Origin of the sequence: Pseudoalteromonas sp., assembly GCF_041613455.1 — a bacterium.
Classification (GTDB): Bacteria; Pseudomonadota; Gammaproteobacteria; order Enterobacterales; family Alteromonadaceae; genus Pseudoalteromonas.
The window spans coordinates 1-4,671 of sequence record NZ_JBFJHD010000230.1; the positions used below are offsets into that span (position 1 = coordinate 1).

Sequence of the window (4,671 nt, forward strand, 5' to 3'; positions counted from 1 at the left end):
ATTAATTGCGTTTATGCTGCTCAGTGCCTGCAGCGGCAGACCCGACACCGCGGGCATAACGCTGCAGCAAAGTAACCACACATATAACCAACAGCTGCGCGTTGATAACCCAGAGCTTGGTAAAAAGTTGGTGATCAGCGATGTTAAAACACGGCAAACCAATCAGTTAACTGACGTTGTTGTTACCCTGAGTAGCCTGTATAAAAAGTCACAGTATTTACAATATCAATTTAATTGGTACGACAAAGATGGCTTTATTATTAAGGGTAACCACTCCCCTTGGCAGGCGATTACCTTGTTTGGTTTTGCAAAAGTGCAATTACCCGCTTTAGCACCTAGCCCCGATGCGGTAACGTTTTCACTGGCAGTAACAGCCGTATCAACTGACGCCCAAGAATTTAAAGAATAAAGGAACAAATGATGAATATAAGCAAACAATTTACAACCGTATCAAACGCCGCACTGCTGGGATTAACGGCTTTAGTATTAACTGGCTGTGCCAATAAAGCGGTCGTCAGTTATGGCGATGCACAAGCAGTAGAAACCACCGATGTTAATTTTGGCTCAACCGATTTACAACGCGTCGCCAGTCAAATGACCGACTCATTGTTAAGCTCGCCGGTGGTGGGCACAATGACCGCAAATACACGCCCAGTGGTGTTCGTTGAGCGTATCAAAAACAAAACCAGTGAACACATAGACACAGAGTCAATCACCGATTCTATTTCTACGCAGTTGCTCCGCAGTGGTAAATTTAGGTTTGTTGATATGACACGTGTTGAAGCGGTACGTGAGCAACTTAAATTTCAAAATGAAGATGCGTTAGTTAATCCTGCATCTGCCGTGGCGTTTGGGAAACAAATTGGTGCGCAATATATGCTGTATGGCAACTTATCGAGCATTGTTAAGTCAAATGCTGATAAATCAGACGTTTACTATAAATTCACGATGCGCTTAATGGATATGCAAAGCGGTTTAGTAGAATGGGCTGACGAAACAGAGATCCGTAAAACCAAAGAAAAATCAACCTTTGGCTGGTAGCCAATAGGAGTTAGCGATGAAAACACTCACACTATTGATCTGTGCATTAGTCACTTTTAGTGCGCCTACCCTGGCGCAATACGAGCGCAATAAAGCGGTCGCCGTACAACACGTGTTGTTTGGTGATGTTCAGTCGGTACGTAATATTACCGAGCAAGAGCTGATCAGAGATAAAAACAGTGGCTGGAAAACATTTGGTGGCGCCTTGCTTGGCGGGGTGATCGGTAACCAATTCGGTGGCGGTAGTGGACGCACCGTCGCAACTATTTTAGGCTCAGTGATTGGCGGTAATGTTGCACATAACCAACAACAAAAGCACTATTATCAACAATCTCACCTTGTTGAACTACTAATACAAGTAGAAAACGGCGAGCAATATATGGTGGTGCAAGACTTAGATCCCATGATGCGCTTTAACAAAGGGGATAATGTGCGATTAGTGTATTTAACCGATAACACGGTTCGTGTAGACAAAGCCTTTTAGCGGCTGCTGTAAATGAAAAAACGAGCCTCATGGGCTCGTTTTTTTGCTCTGCGAGAGCTAAGCTTGACGATAATCTTTAAAAAAGCGCTGCATTTTCAACATCGCGTCTGATAAGTCGTCTTTATTTGGTAAAAATACTAATCTAAAGTGATCGGGCTCTGGCCAATTAAATGCGCGCCCATGCACCAGTAATATTTTTTCTGCTTTGAGTAAGTCGTACATCATCTGCTCATCGCTTTTAATATTAAACTTCGCCGTGTCAACTTTAGCAAACGCATACAAAGCCCCTTTAGGCTTTTTACAGCTAATGCCATCAATCGCATTTAAACCGCGCCACGCTATATCGCGTTGTACATAGAGGCGCCCGCCTGGGTTTATCAGACTATCAATCGATTGTACGCCACCAAGTGCTTGCTGAATGGCGTATTGCGCAGGTACATTAGCGCACAAACGCATCGACGATAACATATCAAGACCAATACGCAGATCAGCCATCACGGAGGTGCGGCCACTTAATACTATCCAGCCCATTCTTAAGCCCGCAGCACGGTACGTTTTCGCTAAGCCATTAAAGGTAATAATCGGTACATCATCACACAAGGCACCAATTGACGAATGGCTCATGCCGTCATATAAAATCTTTTCGTAAATTTCATCACTTAATAACAGTAAGTTATGCTCACGCGCAAGCTCAATGAGTTGCAGCAGCAAGTCATCACTGTACACCGCCCCAGTGGGATTATTGGGGTTGATCAATACCAGTGCTTTGGTTTTTGAGGTGATTTTACTTTTGATATCGGCAATATCCGGAAACCAATCCTGCTCTTCATCACACAGGTAATGCACCGGATTGCCCCCAGCAAGTTTAACCGCCGCGGTCCACAGTGGATAATCGGGAGCCGGGATCAACACTTCATCATCATTATTGAGCAAGGCTTGAGTCACCATTTGAATAAGTTCACTCACACCATTGCCAATATAAATTTTGTCGACGTCTAAGTTATGTAACCCACGTTGCTGGTAATGCTGATAAATAGCAACTCGCGCTGAATAAAGCCCCTTTGAATCACAATAGCCTTGGGCTGAATATAAATTGCGAATGATATCGCGGTGCATGTCTTCTGGCATATCAAAACCAAAAGCTGCTGGGTTACCAATATTTAACTTTAATACTTTTTGACCTTCGTCTTCCATTTTTTTAGCTTGTGCTAAAACCGGTCCACGAATGTCATAACAGACACCGTCTAATTTATGACTTTTTTTTATTTCTGACATTACAACCTCTAACGGGCAAGAGAACCCCTAGAATAGCGTAGTAAAGAGGTAAAACACTAGTAAATTTAGTGGCTTAAAACTGAAAAAAATTCAACACCTCACGCGTGCTCTGTAGCACTCAATTATCGCGCTGCTAACCAGTTCTTCAGTAACGTATGTGAGCCAGTTACTTGCGTCATTAATTGCTGAGAAGCGCTGATAGCAGCTGCTAGGTCATCATTATTTAGCTGCTGCTCTATGGTGCCGGCCACTTCGGCTAAGCTAACCGCGCCAAACTGCGCCGCGTTCGACTTTAAACTGTGCGCATGGCGTATTGAGGCTTCTTTATCGTGGCCAATTGTGGCAAGCACTTCAGAGCCTAATCGTTCAAATTCACTACAGCAAAACTCTAAGGTAACTGCAAACTGCTCTCCCAATAGCGACTCCATACTTTCCAATGCTGATTCATTGATATTTATTTCAGACATTTTTGATCCTTAAAACATGTTTTATCGTTCAATATTAATTTATAACACTCTATAGCTTAGCGTAAAATAAGCCAACTTAATTACGTTATAAATGTATAATTAGCAGCAACACAATCACCCGATAAGTAGTTAAAATGGCACGCTCTCTTTGTAATGTTTGTAACTTTGCACTTAACAGCTGTGTATGTGCGGCGGTTAGCTTGCTCAACAATCACGTTAAGGTCATTATTTTACAGCACCCTAGCGAACAAAAAGTAACTAAAAACACCGCTAAATTATTACCGCTCAGTTTAACCAACTGCCAAATAATTCACGGTGAGAGTGAGGCTGACTTTACGCAACTTAATAGCTTGCCAAGCCGTAGCACGGTCTTACTGTACCCACACCAACACGCTATTTTTCTTGATGATAAACCGGCACTCAGTGCGCTTGAGCCAATAACGCATTTAATTGTGATTGATGGTACCTGGAAAAAAGCTTACAAAATATTACAGCTCACGCCGCTGTTGCAACAGTTCACCGCGGTAAGTTTTAAGCAATTACCAAAAAATAAATATGCTATACGCAAAGCGCCGCGCGCCGATAGCCTGTCAACCCTTGAGGCCATTGCTCATAGCTTACAGCTAATAGAAGGGCTTAACCCCGCCCCGCTGTATGCCTTGCTGGATGCGTTAATAGATAAACAAACTGCCCTAATGCCGCCACACGTGAAAGCCCGTTATTTCGCGCCAAACGAGTGAAACGGTTGTAATGCATCGTTATCAATCTCGACTTAAACGCGGTTTTAACCGCCAAGGGCCCGATTACCGCTTTGACGATCAAGTTGACTTTAGTGATATCAGAACCACCTTTGGTTTTAGATCTATGGTCGTCGGTAAATGGGTAACGAAAGAAGAGCGTTTTATCAGTGCCAATTTAATTTATGATGCGCTGGCCGATTTAGCGCAAATACTGCATTTGCCACCCACAGCCATAGGCCTGCGCGGGAAGCTTAACTTTGCCTTTGGTCACGGTGGGCAAAAAGATGTACAGGCGCATTATAATGCCGCAAGTCAAACCTTGGCGTTAGCTAAAAATGCCGGTGCAGGCGCGCTTGCCCACGAGTGGTTTCATGCCTTTGACCATCATATTAGCGCGCATTTATTTAGCAATAAGCCACGTTTTGGTTTTGCCTCTAAATTGTGGTTAGCAAACACGGCTATGGTAGCGCACCCTCTGAACCATGCGCTAAATGAGTTTTATAAACAGGTGTTTTTAGATCAACAGGGCTTAACGGCAAACTCCTTTGTAGAACGCTGTATTGCATTTGATAAAGCCCACAAGCTGCATTACATGAGTTTACCAGAGGAGTTAGCAGCACGGTGTTTTGAAGCCTGTATTGCCAGCCACCCGCAGATAAAAAAT

The 4,671-nt window shown here is 43.6% G+C and carries 7 protein-coding genes; 5 read left to right on the forward strand and 2 right to left on the reverse strand.

From position 1 onward, the window contains the following. The 3 genes from ABYB02_RS14855 to ABYB02_RS14865 form a co-directional block, all read left to right on the forward strand. Nucleotides 1–409: YcfL family protein (locus ABYB02_RS14855; RefSeq protein WP_372763186.1), on the forward strand; the 409-nt coding region annotated here is incomplete at its 5' end. An 11-nt stretch (nucleotides 410–420) separates the two neighbouring features. Beyond that, nucleotides 421–1,041 (forward strand): penicillin-binding protein activator LpoB, encoded by a 621-nt coding sequence (lpoB, locus tag ABYB02_RS14860; RefSeq protein ID WP_372763192.1) that lies wholly within the window; start codon nucleotides 421–423, stop codon nucleotides 1,039–1,041. A gap of 16 nt (nucleotides 1,042–1,057) precedes the next feature. Further along, nucleotides 1,058–1,525 carry a glycine zipper 2TM domain-containing protein gene (locus ABYB02_RS14865; RefSeq protein WP_372763187.1) on the forward strand — a complete coding sequence of 156 codons (468 nt, stop codon included), beginning with the start codon at nucleotides 1,058–1,060 and terminating at the stop codon, nucleotides 1,523–1,525. Nucleotides 1,526–1,582: 57 nt separating this feature from the next. On the opposite strand, the gene ABYB02_RS14870 is transcribed toward ABYB02_RS14865, so the two are convergent. Both ABYB02_RS14870 and ABYB02_RS14875 read right to left on the reverse strand, forming a co-directional pair. Further along, a complete protein-coding gene (locus ABYB02_RS14870; protein WP_372763188.1) occupies nucleotides 1,583–2,800 on the reverse strand; it encodes a pyridoxal phosphate-dependent aminotransferase in 1,218 nt (405 codons plus the stop codon). Nucleotides 2,801–2,922: 122 nt separating this feature from the next. Continuing rightward, the gene (locus tag ABYB02_RS14875) at nucleotides 2,923–3,267 is read right to left on the reverse strand and encodes an Hpt domain-containing protein (protein ID WP_372763189.1); all 345 of its coding nucleotides are present in this window, start codon (nucleotides 3,265–3,267) and stop codon (nucleotides 2,923–2,925) included. Between the two features lie 134 nt (nucleotides 3,268–3,401). Between ABYB02_RS14875 and ABYB02_RS14880 the strand changes: the two genes are divergently transcribed. Beyond that, nucleotides 3,402–4,007, forward strand: a complete 606-nt coding sequence (locus ABYB02_RS14880) for a tRNA-uridine aminocarboxypropyltransferase (RefSeq protein ID WP_372763190.1) — start codon at nucleotides 3,402–3,404, stop codon at nucleotides 4,005–4,007. 10 nt (nucleotides 4,008–4,017) lie between these two features. Beyond that, a partial coding sequence (locus tag ABYB02_RS14885; protein WP_372763191.1) for a CLCA_X family protein occupies nucleotides 4,018–4,671 on the forward strand: 654 nt, incomplete at its 3' end.